This window comes from Companilactobacillus sp. HBUAS56275 (genome assembly GCF_036913655.1).
In the GTDB taxonomy this organism is placed as follows: domain Bacteria; phylum Bacillota; class Bacilli; order Lactobacillales; family Lactobacillaceae; genus Companilactobacillus; species Companilactobacillus pullicola.
The window spans coordinates 202,576-222,718 of the sequence record NZ_JAYKKK010000004.1; the positions used below are offsets into that span (position 1 = coordinate 202,576).

A 20,143-nucleotide genomic window follows, 5' to 3' on the forward strand; every position below is an offset into this window, starting at 1 on the left:
AAATATGGAACTTTTTAGGTTATATCGAGAAAAACTAGTGATTTCTGTCAAATTCAATTTTTGTTCTCCAAATTCTCAAGATTCCTAGCTCTAACAAAATTTGACGATAAATAGATATCTTTATTAGAAAAATCATAAGTTAAATTAATTTTTTCTAATCTTTGATTTTCTTAAAGAATTGCTTTTCAGGAGGGATAAAAAATGTCAAAAATAGCTTTGATGATTGACTTCGGAAGTACCTATTCCAAATTCACGGCTGTTGATCTAGATTCTGTTAAAATCGTAGGTCGGGTTACTTTACCAACAGATAGTCAAAAAAATCTAATAAACTGTTATTCTCAGGGCAAAGAAAAAATCCTCCAACAGATTGAAACTGATCAACCTATTGAAGAATATTTTTGTTCGTCCGCTTGGGGTGGTTTTCGAATGGTCGCTATTGGACTAACAGCCACTCTGACTGCTCAGGCCGCTCAACGTGCTGCCTTAGGTGCGGGCACAAGAATTTTAAAAACTTACTATTATCGTCTCAAAGATGCTCAAGTTGAAGAGATCAGAGACGCCGATCCTGACGTCATCTTGTTAACTGGTGGCACTGACGGCGGCAATCATGATATTACCTGCGATAATGCCTCTGTCCTCAATAGAATTTTGGATCACGGTGTAATTTTGTACGCTGGAAATCAGGATGCCGTCTCCGAAATTAAACAGATCTTCACTAATCCCAAGATAAAAGTTTATTACACCGAAAATGTTATGCCTTCCGTTAACGTCCTCAATCCGGTACCCGTCAGAACGATTGCTCAAGAAATTTTTATGAAAAAAATCATTCAAACAGAGGGTATCAGTGACGTAGCTCAACACAGTACTTTACCCATCATCCCTACTCCAACAGCCGTTCTCAAGGCAGCCCATCTTTTAGCCGAAGGTACTGAATCTGAAAAAGGCATCGGACCCTTAATGATCGTCGATATTGGTGGAGCCACAACGGATATCCATTCAGTAGGAAATGGCCTACCAAAGACTGACGACACCTTCTTTGAAGGCTTAGCCGAGCCTTATCTTAAACGAACCGTTGAAGGAGATCTGGGCATGCGCTCTTCCGCTCGAAGCCTAGTTAAAAGCAAAGGTCTTGCCGAATTCCAAACACAGTTGGGCCCCGATTGGACAATTGAAGATATAGAATCAGCCTGCTCAACTAGAACCGGCCAAGCTGACTATATAGCACCGACTGACCGAGAAAAATACTTTGATAATAATTTAGCACTAGTCGCAGCCGACTTTGCAATGGAACGACACGCCGGTCGATTAAGAAAACAACATTCAGACAATCGAATGGTCTACTATCAAACCGGTAAAGACCTACGTCAATTCCACACCGTTATCGGTACTGGCGGCGTTATTGTTCATAACGATGACCCCGTTAAAATCTTAAAGGCCTCCTTCCAAGTAGAAGAAGACATCTTGAAACCCACAGACCCAAAATGTTTAGTTGATAAGCAATACTTGATTTCTACATTAGGAATCCTTTCACAGAAATATCCTGAGGCCGCTTTGAAACTGTTGAAAGAAGCACTTATTTAGTGTTTAAAGTCCCGTCCTCCAAAATCTTAATTCTATTGAAATTTATATTTTAAATTAAAAATAATAGCGTCTATTCAGAACTCCACTATACTTTCGTGGGAATTCTGAATAGACGCTATTTTGTATAAAAGCAGAATTTAGTCTGGAGTAAAAAATCTGTGGGCCCTCAGTGGCCCACAGATTTTTTTGCGGAAGACGGGATACTTCGCACGTACCCTACACCGTAGCGAATATCTCATCCAAATACTTCAATTCATAAACATCACGATATTGATTCAGATTGTCTTGAGCTTTTTCAAAATAGAATTCTTCACTCTGCTGCAACATTCTTTCCAAATCCTCATTCTGAATAGCTTTTACAGCTAATAAATGCTTAACAATAGCTCTTAACAGATAAATTAACCCCATATCACGAGGATTGGTAATATTTTCTAATTGCTCGTTCACAATGATGAAATAGTTCACCACATTATCCAAATTACCATTCTTCAACTCAATCAAAGCTTGATAAACATTCAATTGGGTTCTCTTCCAAGGTGAAGTCAGGTTGGCATAAAGTTTGTTGGCTTTCTTAAAGTAACTCATAGCTGCTTCATATTCCCTTTTGGCGAACAATGAAACACCCATATCCACATAGAAAATAACTAAACTATTATTAAGACCTATTTCTTCACAAAGCTGAATAGCCTTTTTCTGATAAATAACTGCCTGTGCATAATTTTCCTTTAGTCGTTGAATTTCCGCTAAATAATCGTAGGCAGCAGCGATATTGCTGGAATACTTTTCTTTACTATCATTGGAAATTGAAAAAATCGTAATTGACTCTCGTGACAACTCTTCGGCTTCATCCAAATTGCCAATCATCAAATTATACAGGCCCTTCAATCGCAACAATATTCCAATGGATTCATGATCATTAGATTTTATGGAAATATCCATAGCTAGGTCAATATAATTTTCCATATCGGTGGCATTATCAGTCTGAATGTAGTAATAAATCATTTGACGATAGCCTTTGACCAAATAACGATCATTATGATAATTCTTGGCCTTAACAATTACGCGTTGAATATTATTGATTCCTTGACCATAATTACCACGATTAATCAGGTACCTGCCTTCCAAATATAAATATTTCATCAATAAGTGTTGATAATCGCTAGAACCTTCATACTGATGTTCGATTGCCTTCATACGTTGACCAACTTTTTTGAACCGTTCAAATTCATGTTCAAACTCTATTGGCTGCATATCTACCAAATTTTCGCGACTTTCATTATAAATTGGGAAAAGCTCATGTTGAAACTTCAATGTTATTTGCAAATACGACAATTCGTAATCTAACGATTTCAATTCCTGATTAGCCAAATTGTAGTGATATGCAATGCGTGACAGTAATTCTTCATCGCTCTCATTTTCCACTTGCTTTTCTAACAATTGTGCTATTTCCTCATGAATAACCCGTATCCGTGACGGAGCTTGCTCACTGTAAATGTATTCTTGAAGTTTCTTTTGACAAAACTGAACACTGATATCGTCCGCAATAATGAATTCTTGCAGAACACCTTGTCGTTCCAAATCATAGATACCATCGACCATATCGCCATCCGACATATCAAGCAGACTTTTTAGCATATATACGGGTGCGGCCGTGCGGAAGAAGGAGATTATCTGCAAAATTCTTCTTTGAATATCTGAAATATTGATAATAGAAAATTCTAATTCTTCTTTGATTTTTTGAGGTAAGTAATTAATTTTCAAATTTTGTTGGATCTGTTTTATATATTCCGTTAAAAAAAGTGGATTTCCCGCTGATTCCGTACAAATTCTTTGTAGCACGCGACTATCCAAATCATTATTAGGCATCTGATGTTTAACAAATGCCAGACTTTGATCGAAAGTGAACGGTCTTAAATTGATTGTCATCAAACGATTATAATGTCCTACCGAATTGACGAAGTTGGCAACCTCTTTACGATAATTATTTCTCAATGGAAAAATGAATAACACTGATTCCTGATGTAGAATCACACTTGTCATTAATGCCAGACTTAAATCGTCCATCCACTGTAAATTTTCGACATAAACTACTACATGACTTTCCTGTTTCAAGCTACGAACAGCTTCCAAAACTATTTGTGATAAACAATTAACATTACAAGACTTCAGATCTGGAATTTGATGTTCTTCGTTACCATACGACGGGAAAAACTTTTGATACAGTTCTTGCCAATGTTTCGGTTTAACTAAATTCTCCTGCTCTAAAATCTTATTCAATTGGTCCAAAATATCACGCCATGGACGCAAGAAAAAATCCTGTTCCGTCTGGAAACAAGTTGCCTGAATCAAGTTAATTTTAGTATGCATATTGCTTAATAGCAGCTTGCACAAAGCCGTTTTTCCAACTCCTAATTCACCTTGTACTACTACGGAATGAAAAGGTTTCTCGTGCAGAAAACTGTCAAAATTAGTTTCCAACTGTTCAATTTCATCAGTCCTTCCAAAGAATTTCAACTCGTTCTTCTTTTTTTGACGTTCTTTAGCACAGTTGACTATCTCCAACGTTTTCTCATAAATATTTCGCGTCTTTTCACTTGGCTGAATTCCTAATTCCTCATTCAGAATACTAGATAATTCGTAATAAACTTCCAGAACCTTACCGTTACTATTCTGGTCTTGATAAAATTGCATTAATAATTGATAATTCCGTTCGTCAAACTCATCCAAGGAAATTAGACGTCGAATATTTTTTTCCACGTCGATAAAACGTTTTAACTTGATATCATTCAGTACTTTTTGGTAGCAGTATTGCATAAACTTCTGTTCATAAAAATTAGCCATCTTCGTCGACCACAGATCAAAATTATCAGAGTCCTTCAAAAAGAAACCTTTCAAAAATTCATCTTGATACTCATCCAAATTATTTTCTGGATCCGACATAAAGCTAGCAACATCGCTTTGAACAACGAGCGTTTCGTTCAATTGCAGAATAGACTTGTTAGGTGAAACAATGTATTCAGCATTTAAAGCTTTATTTGCTTGATAGATCGTATTGCGTAAGTTCTTTTTAGCGCTTTGTTCAGATTTATTAGGCCACAACAAACCGGCAATTTCATCACGACTGATAACCGGATTAACTGCTAAATAATAAAGTAACGCATTTATTTTTGAAAAAGAAAAGAATACTGGTTCGTCTTCAAGATAAATCTGAGGATTACCAAATAACTTAAATTTCAAAATTTTCCGCATGTTTCATCCTCCTTTTGCTTATTCAATACCATCTTTTATTAATTCTACGTTATCAAGCACCCAAAGACTACCATGTTTTGTTAGCGCTTACTTTTCAATCGTGGATATGACATGTATACATATCGTATATAGTGTAAATTTCCCGTCCTCCACAAAAATTGGGAATGCTGTTGGAATGCTATGGACACGATTCGGAGCTAACTATTTTACACTTCGTGTAAAATTATTAGCTTCAAGCCGTGTCCACCACGTTCCAGCGGCCCACAGATTTTCTACTACCGACGGCATCCTTAGCCTACATATGATTCTAATTCAGACTAGAAAAGCCGATGGCTCCGTAGTGAAATCACTACATTCCGACCAATCGGCTTTTTTGTGGAGAATGACATATTTATCCAAACTTGAAAGGATCCCCTATATCAATTTTTAAATTGACTCTACTGACTCTTGTTTTACGATTTGACGATCATTTACAACCAATCGTCCTGCTTTGTAAACTTGGCCTACTAAGTTAGTAGCGAAGAAATAGAATGGATAATCAATATTTGGAGCGTCAAAGACTGTTATATCAGCATCCTTGCCTTCATCAAAACTACCAATCATTTCGTTGCGTGAAATCGAGTATGCAGCGTTGATTGTTACGGCATTTAGAACTTGAATCGGAGTTAGATGCATTTGGAAGCATCCCAATTGCATGATGAATTGAAGATTAGCGGTTGGACAACTTCCGGGATTACTGTCAGTTGTCAGTGTGATTGCCATGCCTTTTTCAATCATCTTTTTAGCTGGAGCATAAGTATCTTCCATCAAACTGAAAGTCGTTCCGGGCAATAAATTACCGATAACCTGGGCCTGACTTAATTTGTCGATACCTTCATCAGTAATCATCATTAGATGCTCAGCACTAGTAGCGTGTAGTTCTGCAGCTACATCTACCCCGCCAATTGAGTCAATTTCGTCTGCGTGAATTCTTAATTTGAATCCTTGATCTTTGGCTGCTTGTAAAAGACGACGTGATTGTTCTGCTGTAAAGACGCCTGTTTCACAGAAAATATCACAAAATTCTGCTAAGTGTTGTTCCTTAACTTTTGGCAACATTTCGTTGATGACTAAATCAATAAATTCATCGGATTTTCCTTTATATTCTGGAGGAATAGCATGAGCTGCCATGAATGTTGAGACTAGGCTAATTACGTGATCTTGATTGAGTTTTTCAACTACTTTCAACTGTTTCTCTTCAGTTTCCCAATTCAGGCCGTAACCACTCTTAGCCTCAACTGTTGTGACACCATGAATTACCATTTCATTTAAGAGATCTTCTGTTTTAGCATATAATTCGTCAAAACTTGCTGATCTCGTTGAATTTACGGTGCTGAGAATTCCGCCACCTTGAGCCAAAATATCTAGATATGGAACTCCATTTAATTTTTTAGAAAATTCATTTTCGCGACTGCCACCATAGACTAGATGCGTATGGCAATCAATCAGACCTGGAGTAGCCATCTTGCCAGAATAATCAATTATTTCTGTTTGGTCACCTATCAATTCTTTATCTGGGGAACCGGAACCAACTTTTAAAATTTTTCCATCTTTAATAGCGATGTATCCATGTTCAATTACGTTGGCTTCACTCATTTCTGAGCCTCTCAATGGATGTCCCTTATCAATTGGGCTAAAAATTTGATTGAAATTAGTTAGAATCTTATCTGCTTTCATCACAAACACTCCAATTCTAGTTTTTCCTCATTCTAATAGTAAGTTGTCAAATTTTTGTCAAAAATATTGTAAGCGCTTAATAAATGAACCAAATCAATCTTTTTATATTTATAGACCTTCCATTGACCTTCGGTGGATATAATTCAAATTGCAGCAGCACTTAAATGATCAATTCAAGACGAGTACTGGGAGGTTAACATAATGATCGATTATAAGAATGAAGAAGCAATTACTATTCAACTCGATGATGAATTACCAGAAAAAACAGTTTTCCAAGAAGGAATTAGACGTGCACCTGACCGTGGTTTCCGTTTAACTAAGGCTCAAACTGAATTAGCTTTGAAGAATGCTTTACGTTACGTAAATCCTAAATATCACGACATCGTGATTCCAGAATTCCTAGAAGAATTAAAAACTCGTGGTCGTATCTATGGATACCGTTGGTATCCAAAAGAAAGAATTTACGGCAAACCAATTGACGAATATAAAGGAACTTGTACAGCTACCAAAGCTATTCAAGTTATGATCGACAACAATTTGAATTTTGACGTAGCGCTTTACCCATATGAATTAGTTACTTATGGTGAAACTGGTTCTGTTTGTGCTAATTGGATGCAATATCACTTAATCAAGAAATATTTGGAAGTAATGACTGACGAACAAACTTTGGTTGTTGAATCAGGTCATCCGCTAGGACTATTCAAATCAAAGAAAGATGCTCCAAGAGTTGTTATTACTAATGGACTATTAGTTGGTGAATATGACAATATCAACGACTGGGAAGTTGCTGAAGAAATGGGCGTAACTAACTACGGTCAAATGACTGCTGGTGGTTGGATGTACATCGGACCTCAAGGTATCGTTCACGGTACTTTCAATACCCTCTTGAATGCCGGACGTCTCAAGTTAGGTATTCCTGATGACGGCGACTTGAAAGGCAAACTATTTATTTCATCAGGACTTGGTGGTATGAGTGGTGCTCAAGGAAAAGCTGGTGAAATTGCTAACGCGGTGGCTATCATCGCTGAAGTCGACAAATCACGTATCGATACTCGTATGGAACAAGGCTGGGTAAGCAATCTTGCTGAAACTCCTGAAGAAGCTATGAGCATTGCTAAAGAATATCTCGACAAGAAAGAAAAAACTTCTATTGCTTATCATGGAAATATCGTCGACCTACTTGAATATATTGATAAAAATAATATTCATGTCGATCTATTATCTGACCAAACATCTTGTCACAATGCTTACGAAGGTGGATATTGCCCTGTTGGTATAAACTACGAAGAAAGAACTGAATTATTAGCTACTGATAAATCTAAATTCCATGATTTAGTTGATGATGCTCTCCATCGCCACTTCAACGTTATTAAATCATTAGTTAGCAAAGGTACTTACTTCTTTGACTATGGAAATTCTTTCATGAAAGCTGTTTACGATGCTGGTGTTAAAGAAATCTCTAAGAATGGTATCGACGATAAAGACGGCTTCATCTGGCCATCATACGTTGAAGATATCATGGGACCAATGTTATTCGATTACGGATATGGACCATTCCGTTGGGTTTGCTTAAGTGGTAAACATGAAGACTTGATTGCAACTGATCACGCCGCTATGGGTGCAATCGATCCTAACAGACGTTACCAAGACCGTGATAATTACAACTGGATTCGTGACGCTGAAAAGAATCAATTAGTTGTTGGTACACAAGCACGTATCCTCTATCAAGATTGTATTGGACGTATCAACATTGCCTTGAAGTTCAATGAATTAGTTCGTGAAGGCAAGATTGGTCCAGTTATGTTAGGTCGTGACCACCATGACGTTTCTGGTACCGACTCACCATTCCGTGAAACATCAAATATCAAAGACGGAAGTAATGTTTGTGCGGACATGGCAACACAATGTTATGCCGGTAATGCCGCACGTGGTATGACTATGATTGCACTACACAACGGTGGTGGCGTTGGTATTGGTAAATCTATCAATGGTGGATTTGGACTAGTATTAGACGGTTCCGAAAGAATCGACGAAATCATCAAATCAGCTATCGCTTGGGACACTATGGGCGGAGTTGCGCGTCGTAGTTGGGCTAGAAACGAACATGCTATTGAAACATCAATCGAATATAACAAGACAGCTAACGGTTCTAGTTACATCACAATTCCTTACCTTGCAGAACAAGATAAAGTTGATGCAGCCGTTGATCAATTATTTAATTAAACTCATCAAAAAAGCGGGCTAATTCCTCTTCGAATTAACCCGTTTTTCTTATTATTTTTTTTGATAACTCAGACAATAGAATCCAGCGACAAAAATCAATCCGCCGATGATATTACCTAAGTAGACTGGAACAAAATTTTGTAAAAATAGGCCCCAAGTACTACCACCTTCAAAAATAGCAGCCGGAATAATGAAACAGTTGGCAATACTATGTTGAAAACCAACAACGACAAAAATCATGATTGGGAACCAGATTCCAAGAATTTTTCCAGCAGCATCTTTAGCCCCAAAGGAGAGCCAAACTGCTAATCCCACCAACCAGTTACAACCGATTCCTGAAACAAAGGCTGGCCAAAAACCAGCACTAGTCTTACTGGCAGCTACAGCGATCACAGCTTGCTTAAATGGTTCTGCATGCGTCAATCCGACCACATGTCCAAAGAAGTAAGCAACGAAAATAGCACCGATAAAATTGAATAAGGTAATTATCAATAAATTCTTTACGTAATCTAGTATTGAAGCCTTTTTAGATAGAAACGATGCTCCAACTGCCATCATATTTCCTGTAGCCAGTTCACCACCAGCCAATAGAATGACAATTAAACCAATTGGAAAGACTGATCCACCGACTAAAGATTTAACACTAGCTAAATCCTTGGGAATAGAAGCAGTCACCCTAACATAAGCTAAGAAACCAATGGAAATCATTGCCCCGCCGATAAAACCCAGTATCATCTTGGCAACCAGTGTCTTCTTCAACTTCCCCACACCAGCGTTAATGCTCTTCTCTAAGATCTCCTCAGGGGTAAACATATATAATTCTCCTATCTTTTTTGATTTGTTTCATTAAAGATAGCACCAATACACGAACAATGTCAATTTAAATTTAATTATTGTTCGTGTTATTAATGTATATAAAAATAACACAGATTTTCTTATAATCTGTGTTATTTTTTGTCTTATGTATTTTTACTGTCTGTTTGGAATTAACTGTTCGTTCTATTCGAAATAGTGGAAACGCGTGAAATGAGGGCAACCTCTTCCGGTTTGCTACAGTACTGGAATTGCACGCATAATACGCGTGCGATTTCAGTACTTAGGCAAATCCTCGGAAGCTGACCGCCCCTGCTTCGCTCTCTAGTCGATCATCATTAATCGATCTGCGTCCAGAATTCTAAACTTATTATTACTAATCTTTTCAATCATACCTTGTTTAGTCAAAGCACTTAACTTTCGACTAATTGTTTCGGGGGTAGTTCCAAGGTAGGTAGCGATATCTTTTTTCTTGAGTGGCAAAGTAAAGACGTCCTCATCTAAACCAGCACTGGTTTCTAACAGATAATTAGCTAAGCGACTCTCAACACTTGCTGTGGTAACTTCAGCTGTCTGTTGCTCTAACTGAACAATTCTGCGTCCTAGGGCATTGACCATATTAACGGCCAAGGCTGGAGCCTTTTGCATTAATTTTTGGAAATCTTGGCGTGATATCTGGCACACATCTGTATCCATCAAGGCTTGGGAAAAATTACTGTGCTCGGCATCTGAGAATAGTGTCGCTTCCCCATCAAAATCACCTGTCTGTAGGACTCTTAGCATTTGTTCCTTACCACTTGCGGACATTTGAAATACTTTGGCTTGTCCATGGGCCACAATAATCAATGAATCAGCGACATCCCCAGCAGAAAAGATATATTCGCCACTCTTATAGTGGTGATGGGTAACTAAGGTAGCCACCGTCTCGATATCTTTTTGCGACAAGGTCTTAAAAATTGGAACTAACTCGACACAATCTTCTGCTGTATGGTCATGCGCTAATTTTGCCATTAATTATCTCTCCTTAATCGAAGTCTTCATCGTCTTCTTCTTCAAAGCCTTCTTTAGCTGAATTGCCTAGAAGTGCTTGATAGATTCTGATTTGATGATTGTTAAAGCCAAGTAATTGAACTAGAACTTGAGCCATAAATGGACGATCTTCGTTTTCAGCTAACTTGATAGCACGTGTAACGAACATGTTGTCTGTCGCAAAGTCATTGACGACTGTTTGAATCATGTCTTCAGCCTTCATGTACTTGTTCTTACCGTCTTCTTCAAGCATTGAATAATCAGTATATTCTTTCATTGTTGAAGGTGGTAATTCGCCCTCATCTAGTAACTCATCGGCTATCTTATCATACCAAGCATTATTTTCATCAATTGTTTGTTTCAAAACTGCTTTATAGTTTTCAGCATTAGGACCTTTAACGAACCACTTGATTTGGTGCAACTTGATATTTAGCAAGAAATGATTAGAAACGATATGTCCTGTCATTGCCCCTGCGGTTGGTTTGTGGTGATCTGCATCAGCTTGCTTTTGTTCTGCTGCAAACTTCTCATCGATTGTTAGTTCTGTCATTATTTACTCTCCTTAACCTTAACTTTTTTAACTTCATATCCTAAATCTGTAATTACATTGGAAATCTGATCTGCAGAAGTCTTATCTTCGTCAAAATCTGCTCTAACTTTACCAGCGTTGAAGAGAACCTTGACATTTGAAACGCCATCTTGGTTTTCAACACCCTTTTGAATCTTTGTTAAACATGATGGGCATGTTAATTCACCTAATTGTAAAATTGCTTTTGCCATAATTGATTCCTCCATATTTCTTAATTCTTCGCCAGTATCGTCGTTGACTACCTACGAGCTATAAATGTTCCAAGTTGAAACACTTATAGCTCGCAAGTAATCTCTGACAATTACTTGCTCAACTAACTTACAAATACTATCTTACTTAGTTTGCTGTTTTAAGAACTTGATTTGAATCAAGTTTTGAAGATTTATTCTGAATTAATCTCATTGCGTTGAAAATAACTACTAGAATACTGATTTCGTGAACGAACATTCCACTACCCATATGAATTACACCGACGATCAAGCCGAGTAATAGTAAGGCAACTGTTCCCACAGCGATAATAATATTTTCTTTTGTATTAGCGACTGTCTTCTTAGATAACTTATAGGCATGTGCTAAAGCGTCAAAACTAGATTTAACTAAAATAATATCTGAAGTTTCAATAGCAACATCCGTACCAGTACCCATACCGATTCCGATGTCAGCAGTTGCTAGTGATGGACTATCGTTAATACCATCACCAACAAAGGCTACGGTACTACCTTGTTCCTTAAACTTCTTAACGAATTCAACTTTATCTTCAGGTAATAGTTCAGCGTGTACCTCATCGATTGGCAATCTTTCAGCGACTCTTTGCGCAGCAACTTTATTATCACCAGTCAACATAACGATTCTCTTTAATCCAGCATCTTTTAGAGCTTGAAGTCCCTCTCTAGCATCTGGTCTCAATTGATCGTTCACACCAACAACTAGGCGTAATTCTTGATCGATAGCCATCAAAACAACGGAATCTCCATCGTTCATGCGATCATTGATTGCTCTTCTTTGTTCTTTGGAAATTTTGACATCATTAGCTTTCATCAAACGTTCGTTACCAACAAGAATCTTGAAATCATCATTTTGACCAACTAATCCTTGACCCTTAACTGTATCTAATTCAGGCAGTTCAATTTTATCTGTGACACCTAAATCCTGAACATACTTCACGATAGCTTGGCCCAAAGGATGGTCTGAAGTTTTTTCAACGGCTGAAAGTAAAGCCATCATTTTATTCTTATCTTTGCCAAAGTTACTTATATCAGTAACTGACATCTTGCCGGTCGTCAAAGTACCGGTCTTATCAAGAACCAAAGTATCAACGTGTGAGAAGGTATTAACGGCATTGCCACCCTTCATCAAAATACCATTCTTAGCACCATTACCAATTCCGGCAACGTTTGAAACAGGAGCACCGATAACCAAAGCACCAGGGCATCCTAGAACTAATACGGTAATAGCCAATGGAAAGTCTTGCGTGATGATCCAAACTAGAATACCGATGACCAATACAGCGGGTGTGTAATAAGTCGCAAATTTATCAATAAAACGAGCAGCAGGTGATTGACTATCTTGTGCTTCCTCAACTAATTCGATGATTTTACCAAAGGTAGTGTCTTCACCAACAGAAGTCGTCTCGATAGTGATTGTCCCATTATCAGTAATTGATCCAGCAAAGACACTGTCACCAACACTTTTTTCAACAGGAGTAGATTCACCAGTAATTGAAGCCTCATTCATATAACCAGTACCATCGATGATTTTTCCATCGACAGGAATTTGACCACCAGGTTTTACAACAACATGATCACCTTCGTCTAAATCGTCAACATCGACTTCTTCAGTAGTACCATCTTCGTTAACCAATTCAGCAGTCGTTGGTGCCATCTTCGTTAAACTCTTAACAGAAGAACGAGTCTTCTCCAAAGTCTTTTGTTCCAGGTAATTACCAAAGAGAAAGAGGAATGTAACAACAGCTGATTCTTCATATTCCCCAATGATAAAAGCACCGATAACCGCAATTGTTACTAGTAATTCGATACTGATAACTTTATTTTGTAATGCGGAAATCGCATGTAGTGCCACGGGAATCGCCCCGATAATACTGGCAACAATCATTGCAATTGTACTAACTGTTGGTAAGTTCACTAAAAACTTAGCAGCTAAACTTACAGCAATTAAAACAGCGATTGAAGCAGTCAATTTATTTTGATGTTTCTGAATCCAAATGTTTAATTTATTCATTTTAATTTTCCCTTCTCGTATTTATCTAATTTCCTAAAAAATATTCCACAGAGCTGAGCATCTCCGCTTCGCTCTCTCATTAAATGAACTACGTAGAGATAACTCTCTCCGGTTTATCTAACATTTGGCCTCGCCCACTTCGTGTGCAATTCCAAATATCATATAAATCCTCAAGAGCTGGGCATCTCTACTTCGTTCTCTCAACTTACAAGACATATTCTACTGAGAATGGGGATTAAAAAACTTGATGTCTGTCAAGTTTACTTATTTTTGTTGAATTATTTTTCATTTATCATTTTGATTAGTTATTTGTGGACAAGTTCACAAGTAATTATTTAAGATGAACTCATAAATAAAAGAAAAAGATGTTTTTCTTTTAAAGAAAGGGATGGTTAAAATGCTACATGCTATATGGGTTATTATCGTCGGCGCCATTATTGGAGCTGTCGCTAGTATGATTATCAACCGGGATATGCCTTGGGGCTGGGTTGGTAATATCATTGGAGGATTAGTCGGCGCTTGGCTCGGTGAAAGTATCCTCGGGGCTTGGGGACCAAATGTTGCAGGTATGGCAATCGTACCGGCTATTGTTGGAGCCGTAGTCGTTGTATTATTAACCACTTGGCTCTTTAGCACTATGGGAAAACGTTCATAAGGGGAAGATTATGAAAAAGATATCAAAGGGTATTCTGATAGTTGCTTCCATATTGGGATTACTACAAGTATTTTGGTTCACTGCTTTGGCATATCCTCTGAAACCAGTTGTAGAGGTAATCAAAAGATTTCAACTTCCTCAAGATTTCTTACTCTACACTTCCCTAGTTTTAGCAGGTATATCGACGCTTATCTTTTTAATACTGCTTATGTATGCGATTTTTGTACCTGTCAAACATCAAGAAGTCCGTTTCGACTCCGCTAATGGTAAATTACGAATTTCTAAAGATTCCTTGGAAAAAATAGTTAGAAATAAACTAAAAGAAATTCCTAACCTTACTAAAGTAGACGTTGATCTCAAGATTCTAGGTAAAAACCGACAGGCCAAAATGTTCATCTCTGCACTCAGCACTGAGGAACAAAATTTACATCGCCAAGGTGAAACAATTAAACGAGTTGCTAATGAACAACTAGCCAAACATTTAAGTATTCCCATAAAGAGGACAACAGTAGATTTAAAACCTAATCTAAGCCGCGAAAAAGTTAAAGTTGTGTGAGGATAATAATATGAAAAGAGGCATAATCGGTTCCATTATCGGAAGCGCATTAGTCATTATCTGGATAGTCCTCGGCTTTGGAAATCTATTATTAATAGTTTTAGCCGGATTAGTGGGTTATCTAATCGCTACGATAACTGGATCATCTCAAGATAAAACAGACCTACGAACTAGGATCACCAAAATTTTACAAATAAAGGAGTAAATCATGGCAGTACAACCGTTAAACGCCGATTTAATAAAGAATAGTAAATTAAAATTTAATGAAGACGTAATCGCTAAAATTGCTGGCATGGCGATCCGAGATATCGACGGCATCCTTTCAATGAATGGCAACGTCTTTGACAACATTGCTGATAAAATTCGTAGTAAAGAAGATATTACTAAGGGCATCGATGTCGATGTAGGAGAAAAACAAGCCGCATTGGATCTGGAAGTAATTCTCGAATACGGCAAAGATGCACATCAAGTTTTCAAAAATATCTTGCATGAAGTTAGTTCTGCCATTGAGAGCATGACTGGACTCAAAGTCATTGAAACTAACGTTTATATCAGTGACGTCATGACCAAAAAGGAATGGCAACAACAGAACAAAAATAACGACAATAATCGTGTAAATTAGAAAAGAGGCCTAACTATGACTAACGCACAAGCAAACAATCAAGAAAATTCAATCCAAAAGGAACTAAATTTTTCAGATAAAGTTTTAGAAAGAATTGCTAGCCAAACAGCCCATTCTATTGATGGAGTTCTGTCTTTAAACGGCGGTGCTATCAGTAATTTAACCGACCGCTTCATTGATAATCCTACCAAAGGTGTGAACGTGGATAACGATGATGACAAATTATCATTCGAATTAAAAGCCATTTTAGAATATGGCAAATCAGCACCTCAAATTTTTGATAGAATCGTGAATAACGTTGCCCATTCTGTAAAAGAAATGACCGGTAAAGAAGTCGATAAAATCACATTAAACGTCGATGATTTGATGACTAATGCTGAATGGAAAAAACAACAATCTAATAATAAGAACGAAGATTCAAAAGAATCCGAATAAATTCTTCCTCCTTCAGGGAAAATAAAAAAGCTGTTGATAATCATATCAACAGCTTTTTTGGTTCTACACTATTAAATAAAGCTTTTAAATAACAAATAAAAACGACCTCTATTAAGAAATCCAAACATGTATATCTTGAATAACCAATAGTAGTGGTATTTTTAATTTAAAATTTCCATTTCATTGTCATCATATAGAGATAACTGTCCCTAGTTACTGCATCTCTGCACAGTAATATTAAACCCAAGTATCTAGTCGGTAGTAAAAAATCTGTGGGCCCTAAGTGGTGAAATTCTTCTTAGCTTGCGTCAGCAAGGTTAGAAGAAGACCGAGCTTAGAGATCCATGATTACGCACAAAGTGCGGAATTATTAGCTCTAAGTCGTGTCCACCACGTTCCAGCGGCCCACAGATTTTTTACTACCGACGGCACATTTCACCACATCAGTTAGTATTCACGTCTCAACCAAATTCGAGTAAGAATCCATCAGTGATTTTTTCGTTCTAAATACCTCTTTAAAGGTGGATAAATCTTATTGGCAATTGCTTCTGCGATGATAAAACCAATTGCCAATGACAACCCGACTGTCAAAGCTTTAATTAGATCATGTCCTGCTAAAGAATCATTTCCTAATGTAAAGTTCTTCATACTGTCATAAATGATTGCTCCTGGAACCAAGGATACCAAACACGGAACATAAAAAATATTAACTGGTGCTCTTACTAAAATAGCAGCTAGATTCCCTAATAGTCCAATCACAACCGCAGATAAGAGATTCGGCATGATTACTCCAGGATTACTCTTATCAGCAATAATATACACGACCCAGGCAATCGCACCGATTAAACCAGCTGGCATCAGTGTTCTTCTGGGATTATTAGTCACAATTCCAAAACCGACACTGGACAAAAAGCCAAAAACAAAGCCTAACAATATTTGCATTTTTATCCTCCCATAGCTGCTTTAATCAAAATTTGGCCAATGACAACACCACTTCCGATAGAAAGTCCTGACATAATCGCATCGGTTGCTCTGACAAGACCGGAAATAGTATTTTTTTCAATAATCTCTCGAAGCGAATTAGTCATTGGAACTCCTGGAACTAAAGGCATCAACGCACTAATAATTATATTGTTAGCACTAGCCGCAATTCCTACATCCATTAAGACGTGTGCCAAGATACTGATAGTCAAACCACCCATAGCCACGGCGATGTAAGGAATCTTAGAATGTTTACCGACAACTCGTGCTACAAAATATCCCAAAATACCAACAAAGAATGACAGAAATAGATCAAACCAAGTTGCTTTGAATAATAACATTGGCGCTACTGAAACTAAACCAGCTCCTAAATATTTTTCAAACCAGTTAAAGTCAGAAGTATCGTATTCGACATCTGTTACGGCCGCTTTTAATTCTTTAAAAGTCATTTTATGTTGCGAAAATTCTCGTGACAACGTATTGATTCGATCAACTTTTTGCAGATTGAAGTCGCCAACTCGGACCTTAAAGATTCTAGTCGTGGCACTCTTTTCTGAGTTCACAAAAACAGCTGTCATCGTCGCATGACAAACTATCGGTAAATTCACTGCCCGACCGATATATTCTACTGTATTCTCTACTCGTGAAGTTTCAGCACCATTTTCTAAAAGTACTGCCCCCACTTGACCACAAAGGGCCACGACATCTTTTTCATCAAAACTATCCATAGTCGTATCCTCAAGTCGATTTTTACTTAATCATACAAGTTTATATAAAAAAAGCCTGCAATATGCTACAGACTTTTATTTCTTCAAATATGTTTCTTTCAATAGAACAATCCACAAAACTAAAATTAGACCACCGATAACAACCAAAGCTGCATCAGTTTGCTCACCGGTTTGAGGCAACGTACCTAATTCTTTATTATCAGTCGCTGATTTGTCAGCCTTAACAGTTCCTGCACTACTCAAGCTACTTAAATCCGATAACAATCCTGAAACATCGGAACTGCTTACGATTCCCGAAATATCCGATGGATTAAGACCATCGAAATTCAAATCAAAATCGAGATTCTTATCAAGACCAAAATCCGGTAAGTTCAAAGATACGTTACCAGAGATTGCCTTGCCTAAATCACCTAAATTGTTAATTGGAAAATCAAATTTAAGATAATTACTGTCCCCTGAACTCGTAAAACTTAAATTAATTGGTTTTTCGTGATTAATATAATTTAACTGAATTGCGTTGTTACCGAATTTCTTCGGATACTTGATCGTCATTTCTACATAATAAGTGCCATCAGAATTTTGCATCACCTTGGCCGTATTAGTAAAATAAGGCGAGATCAAAGCACCATCACCATCATTTTTAGCAACCTGATAAGTTAGTTCTTTAATAACAGTTTTATCATTTGCAGTTGAATTATTACTATTATTAGTAGTATTTGTTGCTTGAGCATTACCAGTTTGTGGTGTCGTGATAATCTCATTATTGTTGTCACCACTCAAATCACTTTTAATATTGTTGATCGTATTCTGAGCATCATTTAAAGTCGATTTAGTTTCATCTTCTGCATCAGTAATTGACTTTAAACCATTTAAAAATGTATTAGACTGTTGACTATCTAAACTGCTGGAATCAAATTTGAAATTAACCGTTGCCTTATCAACGTTGAAATTCAATAACTTAGTTTGAACTGTCGCTGAAATAGGATTATCCAATTCACTCAAACTTTTAATTTTAAAACTTATATCAACATACTTCTTAGCATTCTTCATGTAAGTACTTGAAATGTTTGGTTGTTGATTATCAATTGTAGTTACATTTAAACTGGTCAAATTTGAAACTTCAGCTGTTAATGTAACCTTATAACTACCATCATCATTGGGTGTAATAGTTGCACTCTTCGTGAAGAAAGCATCCATCGGTGACAGTAAACTAGAATTTCCCCTATAAACTAAATAATTAATTGTTCGTTCATTATTGCTATTAGTATCTGCTTGAACTGTTTCTACAATTTTATTTGGTGAATCTGAATCACTGATTCCTGACACGCCAAATATTCCCAAAAGCATCCCCACAGACAATAGACTAATAACCCACTTTTTCATCATATCGCCCCTTTATAAACGTATACCAATTTTATCATATATATTATATCGATTTAAAATATTTACACTATAATTTCTCATAATAAAAATAAGATTTTCGTTAGAATTATTAAAATAATATTATAGAACATTTGAAATGGCCTTAGAAATAGATATATACTTATTAATATCATTTGCAGGAAGGTGACATATATGAAACAAGGAACAACAATTTTGACACTAGACAATGGCTACCATCTTTGGACTAACACCCAAGGACATGGCGACATCAAATTGCTATGCCTCCATGGTGGACCTGGTGGAAATCACGAATATTGGGAAAACTTTGGTGAAAAGTTAGCTGACTTAGGCGTTCAAGTAACCATGTACGACCAACTAGGATCATGGTATTCAGATCAACCCGACTATAGCGACCCCGAAATCGCTAAAAAATATCTGACATACGATTACTTCCTAGAAGAAGTTGAAGAAGTTAGACAAAAGCTAGGCTTAGATAACTTTTATCTAATCGGACAATCATGGGGTGGCGCATTAGTTCAAATGTACGCTGCTAAATACGGACAACACCTTAAAGGTGCTATCATTTCAAGTATGGTTGACGAAATCGACGAATATGTCACAAACGTTAACAAGTGCCGCTTAGACACATTAGGTCCCGACAAAGTTAAGTATATGCAAGACATCGAAGCAAAGAACGACTTGTCAGACCCTACATATCAAAGTTACGTTGATATTTTAAATGCTGAATACGTTGATCGTAAACAACCAACAGCCATCAGACATTTAATCGACACAACAGCCACAGCCGTTTATAACGTATTCCAAGGCGACAACGAATTCGTTATTACAGGAAAATTAAAAGACTGGCACTTCAGAAAACACCTTAAAGAAATCACAGTACCAACATTGTTAACATTCGGTGAACATGAAACAATGCCAATCGCAACAGCAAAGATCATGCAAAAAGAAATTCCACATGCAAGATTAGTAACAACACCCAACGGTGGACATCATCATATGATCGACAATGCACCAGTTTACTTCGATCATTTGGAACAATTTATTAAAGACGTTGAAAGCGGCAATTTCAAAGATTAGAGCGTGGAACAAGGGCGCTCAGCCTCCGAGGATTTGCCTAAGAACTGGAATTAGCCGCCGAACTTGCGGATGATTTCAGTTCTGTAGCAAACCACAGGAGGTTGCCCTTGTGGAACGCGTTTCCACTATATTGCATAGAACCATGGTTATCTCCCTAAGTACATTGGTAATTACCCTAAAAAAATCCAAACTTAGCAATAACCAAGAAAACATGTTAAACTTAGTCTTTCAAATCTAACAAAAATAG

General features: G+C 37.1%; 18 protein-coding genes. 8 read left to right on the forward strand and 10 right to left on the reverse strand.

Annotation, left to right across the window (positions count from 1 at the left end; genetic code table 11):
- Window positions 1-201: 201 nt before the first annotated feature.
- Complete coding sequence (gene glmL, locus U8526_RS09420; protein ID WP_334341707.1) at window positions 202-1,581, forward strand: methylaspartate mutase accessory protein GlmL; 1,380 nt, start codon at window positions 202-204, stop codon at window positions 1,579-1,581.
- A gap of 216 nt (window positions 1,582-1,797) precedes the next feature.
- Here glmL and U8526_RS09425 read toward each other — a convergent pair whose 3' ends face one another.
- Together U8526_RS09425 and hutI are read right to left on the reverse strand one after the other, a co-directional pair.
- On the reverse strand, window positions 1,798-4,830 hold the full coding sequence (locus U8526_RS09425; RefSeq protein ID WP_334341708.1) for an AAA family ATPase: 3,033 nt from the start codon (window positions 4,828-4,830) through the stop codon (window positions 1,798-1,800).
- Between the two features lie 426 nt (window positions 4,831-5,256).
- Window positions 5,257-6,546: an imidazolonepropionase gene (gene hutI / locus U8526_RS09430; RefSeq protein WP_334341709.1), complete on the reverse strand. Its 1,290-nt coding sequence runs from the start codon at window positions 6,544-6,546 to the stop codon at window positions 5,257-5,259.
- Between the two features lie 201 nt (window positions 6,547-6,747).
- Here hutI and U8526_RS09435 point away from each other — a divergent pair, with 201 nt between their 5' ends.
- Window positions 6,748-8,769 (forward strand): urocanate hydratase, encoded by a 2,022-nt coding sequence (locus tag U8526_RS09435; protein ID WP_334341710.1) that lies wholly within the window; start codon window positions 6,748-6,750, stop codon window positions 8,767-8,769.
- A gap of 51 nt (window positions 8,770-8,820) precedes the next feature.
- Here U8526_RS09435 and U8526_RS09440 read toward each other — a convergent pair whose 3' ends face one another.
- The 5 genes from U8526_RS09440 to U8526_RS09460 form a co-directional block, all read right to left on the reverse strand.
- Entirely contained in the window at window positions 8,821-9,582 is a 762-nt protein-coding gene (locus U8526_RS09440; protein WP_334341711.1) for a formate/nitrite transporter family protein, read from the reverse strand.
- Between the two features lie 324 nt (window positions 9,583-9,906).
- Entirely contained in the window at window positions 9,907-10,593 is a 687-nt protein-coding gene (locus U8526_RS09445) for a Crp/Fnr family transcriptional regulator (protein WP_334341712.1), read from the reverse strand.
- A gap of 13 nt (window positions 10,594-10,606) precedes the next feature.
- Window positions 10,607-11,161, reverse strand: a complete 555-nt coding sequence (locus U8526_RS09450; protein ID WP_334341713.1) for a ferritin-like domain-containing protein — start codon at window positions 11,159-11,161, stop codon at window positions 10,607-10,609.
- Window positions 11,161-11,391, reverse strand: a complete 231-nt coding sequence (locus U8526_RS09455) for a heavy-metal-associated domain-containing protein (protein ID WP_025085558.1) — start codon at window positions 11,389-11,391, stop codon at window positions 11,161-11,163. Before U8526_RS09455 ends, U8526_RS09450 begins: the two co-directional genes overlap by 1 nt.
- Window positions 11,392-11,536: 145 nt before the next feature.
- Complete coding sequence (locus U8526_RS09460; RefSeq protein ID WP_334341714.1) at window positions 11,537-13,438, reverse strand: heavy metal translocating P-type ATPase; 1,902 nt, start codon at window positions 13,436-13,438, stop codon at window positions 11,537-11,539.
- A gap of 397 nt (window positions 13,439-13,835) precedes the next feature.
- On the opposite strand from U8526_RS09460, the gene U8526_RS09465 reads away from it, so the two are divergent.
- From U8526_RS09465 to U8526_RS09485, 5 genes are read left to right on the forward strand one after another with little or no spacing between them, the layout of a single operon-like run.
- Complete coding sequence (locus U8526_RS09465; RefSeq protein WP_334341715.1) at window positions 13,836-14,093, forward strand: GlsB/YeaQ/YmgE family stress response membrane protein; 258 nt, start codon at window positions 13,836-13,838, stop codon at window positions 14,091-14,093.
- A gap of 10 nt (window positions 14,094-14,103) precedes the next feature.
- Complete coding sequence (gene amaP, locus U8526_RS09470; protein ID WP_334341716.1) at window positions 14,104-14,649, forward strand: alkaline shock response membrane anchor protein AmaP; 546 nt, start codon at window positions 14,104-14,106, stop codon at window positions 14,647-14,649.
- A gap of 10 nt (window positions 14,650-14,659) precedes the next feature.
- Complete coding sequence (locus tag U8526_RS09475) at window positions 14,660-14,854, forward strand: hypothetical protein (RefSeq protein ID WP_334341717.1); 195 nt, start codon at window positions 14,660-14,662, stop codon at window positions 14,852-14,854.
- A 3-nt stretch (window positions 14,855-14,857) separates the two neighbouring features.
- A complete protein-coding gene (locus tag U8526_RS09480) occupies window positions 14,858-15,271 on the forward strand; it encodes an Asp23/Gls24 family envelope stress response protein (protein WP_334341718.1) in 414 nt (137 codons plus the stop codon).
- A 15-nt stretch (window positions 15,272-15,286) separates the two neighbouring features.
- A complete protein-coding gene (locus tag U8526_RS09485) occupies window positions 15,287-15,706 on the forward strand; it encodes an Asp23/Gls24 family envelope stress response protein (protein WP_334341719.1) in 420 nt (139 codons plus the stop codon).
- 486 nt (window positions 15,707-16,192) lie between these two features.
- Here the strand turns inward: U8526_RS09485 and U8526_RS09490 are convergent, their stop codons facing one another.
- The 3 genes from U8526_RS09490 to U8526_RS09500 form a co-directional block, all read right to left on the reverse strand.
- Window positions 16,193-16,648, reverse strand: coding sequence for a threonine/serine exporter family protein (locus U8526_RS09490; RefSeq protein ID WP_334341720.1), 456 nt, complete (start codon window positions 16,646-16,648; stop codon window positions 16,193-16,195).
- Between the two features lie 2 nt (window positions 16,649-16,650).
- Window positions 16,651-17,415, reverse strand: a complete 765-nt coding sequence (locus tag U8526_RS09495) for a threonine/serine ThrE exporter family protein (RefSeq protein WP_334341721.1) — start codon at window positions 17,413-17,415, stop codon at window positions 16,651-16,653.
- A gap of 75 nt (window positions 17,416-17,490) precedes the next feature.
- Window positions 17,491-18,801 (reverse strand): LPXTG cell wall anchor domain-containing protein, encoded by a 1,311-nt coding sequence (locus U8526_RS09500; protein WP_334341722.1) that lies wholly within the window; start codon window positions 18,799-18,801, stop codon window positions 17,491-17,493.
- A 189-nt stretch (window positions 18,802-18,990) separates the two neighbouring features.
- On the opposite strand from U8526_RS09500, the gene U8526_RS09505 reads away from it, so the two are divergent.
- A complete protein-coding gene (locus U8526_RS09505) occupies window positions 18,991-19,896 on the forward strand; it encodes a proline-specific peptidase family protein (RefSeq protein ID WP_334341723.1) in 906 nt (301 codons plus the stop codon).
- Window positions 19,897-20,143: the final 247 nt, after the last annotated feature.

Bases quoted from the DNA above. Each gene is read 5' to 3' on its own strand.
- glmL (WP_334341707.1), top strand. From the start codon at position 202: ATGTCAAAAATAGCTTTGATGATTGACTTCGGAAGTACCTATTCCAAA.
- U8526_RS09425 (WP_334341708.1), bottom strand. From the start codon at position 4,830: ATGCGGAAAATTTTGAAATTTAAGTTATTTGGTAATCCTCAGATTTAT.
- hutI (WP_334341709.1), bottom strand. From the start codon at position 6,546: ATGAAAGCAGATAAGATTCTAACTAATTTCAATCAAATTTTTAGCCCA.
- U8526_RS09435 (WP_334341710.1), top strand. From the start codon at position 6,748: ATGATCGATTATAAGAATGAAGAAGCAATTACTATTCAACTCGATGAT.
- U8526_RS09440 (WP_334341711.1), bottom strand. From the start codon at position 9,582: ATGTTTACCCCTGAGGAGATCTTAGAGAAGAGCATTAACGCTGGTGTG.
- U8526_RS09445 (WP_334341712.1), bottom strand. From the start codon at position 10,593: ATGGCAAAATTAGCGCATGACCATACAGCAGAAGATTGTGTCGAGTTA.
- U8526_RS09450 (WP_334341713.1), bottom strand. From the start codon at position 11,161: ATGACAGAACTAACAATCGATGAGAAGTTTGCAGCAGAACAAAAGCAA.
- U8526_RS09455 (WP_025085558.1), bottom strand. From the start codon at position 11,391: ATGGCAAAAGCAATTTTACAATTAGGTGAATTAACATGCCCATCATGT.
- U8526_RS09460 (WP_334341714.1), bottom strand. From the start codon at position 13,438: ATGAATAAATTAAACATTTGGATTCAGAAACATCAAAATAAATTGACT.
- U8526_RS09465 (WP_334341715.1), top strand. From the start codon at position 13,836: ATGCTACATGCTATATGGGTTATTATCGTCGGCGCCATTATTGGAGCT.
- amaP (WP_334341716.1), top strand. From the start codon at position 14,104: ATGAAAAAGATATCAAAGGGTATTCTGATAGTTGCTTCCATATTGGGA.
- U8526_RS09475 (WP_334341717.1), top strand. From the start codon at position 14,660: ATGAAAAGAGGCATAATCGGTTCCATTATCGGAAGCGCATTAGTCATT.
- U8526_RS09480 (WP_334341718.1), top strand. From the start codon at position 14,858: ATGGCAGTACAACCGTTAAACGCCGATTTAATAAAGAATAGTAAATTA.
- U8526_RS09485 (WP_334341719.1), top strand. From the start codon at position 15,287: ATGACTAACGCACAAGCAAACAATCAAGAAAATTCAATCCAAAAGGAA.
- U8526_RS09490 (WP_334341720.1), bottom strand. From the start codon at position 16,648: ATGCAAATATTGTTAGGCTTTGTTTTTGGCTTTTTGTCCAGTGTCGGT.
- U8526_RS09495 (WP_334341721.1), bottom strand. From the start codon at position 17,415: ATGGATAGTTTTGATGAAAAAGATGTCGTGGCCCTTTGTGGTCAAGTG.
- U8526_RS09500 (WP_334341722.1), bottom strand. From the start codon at position 18,801: ATGATGAAAAAGTGGGTTATTAGTCTATTGTCTGTGGGGATGCTTTTG.
- U8526_RS09505 (WP_334341723.1), top strand. From the start codon at position 18,991: ATGAAACAAGGAACAACAATTTTGACACTAGACAATGGCTACCATCTT.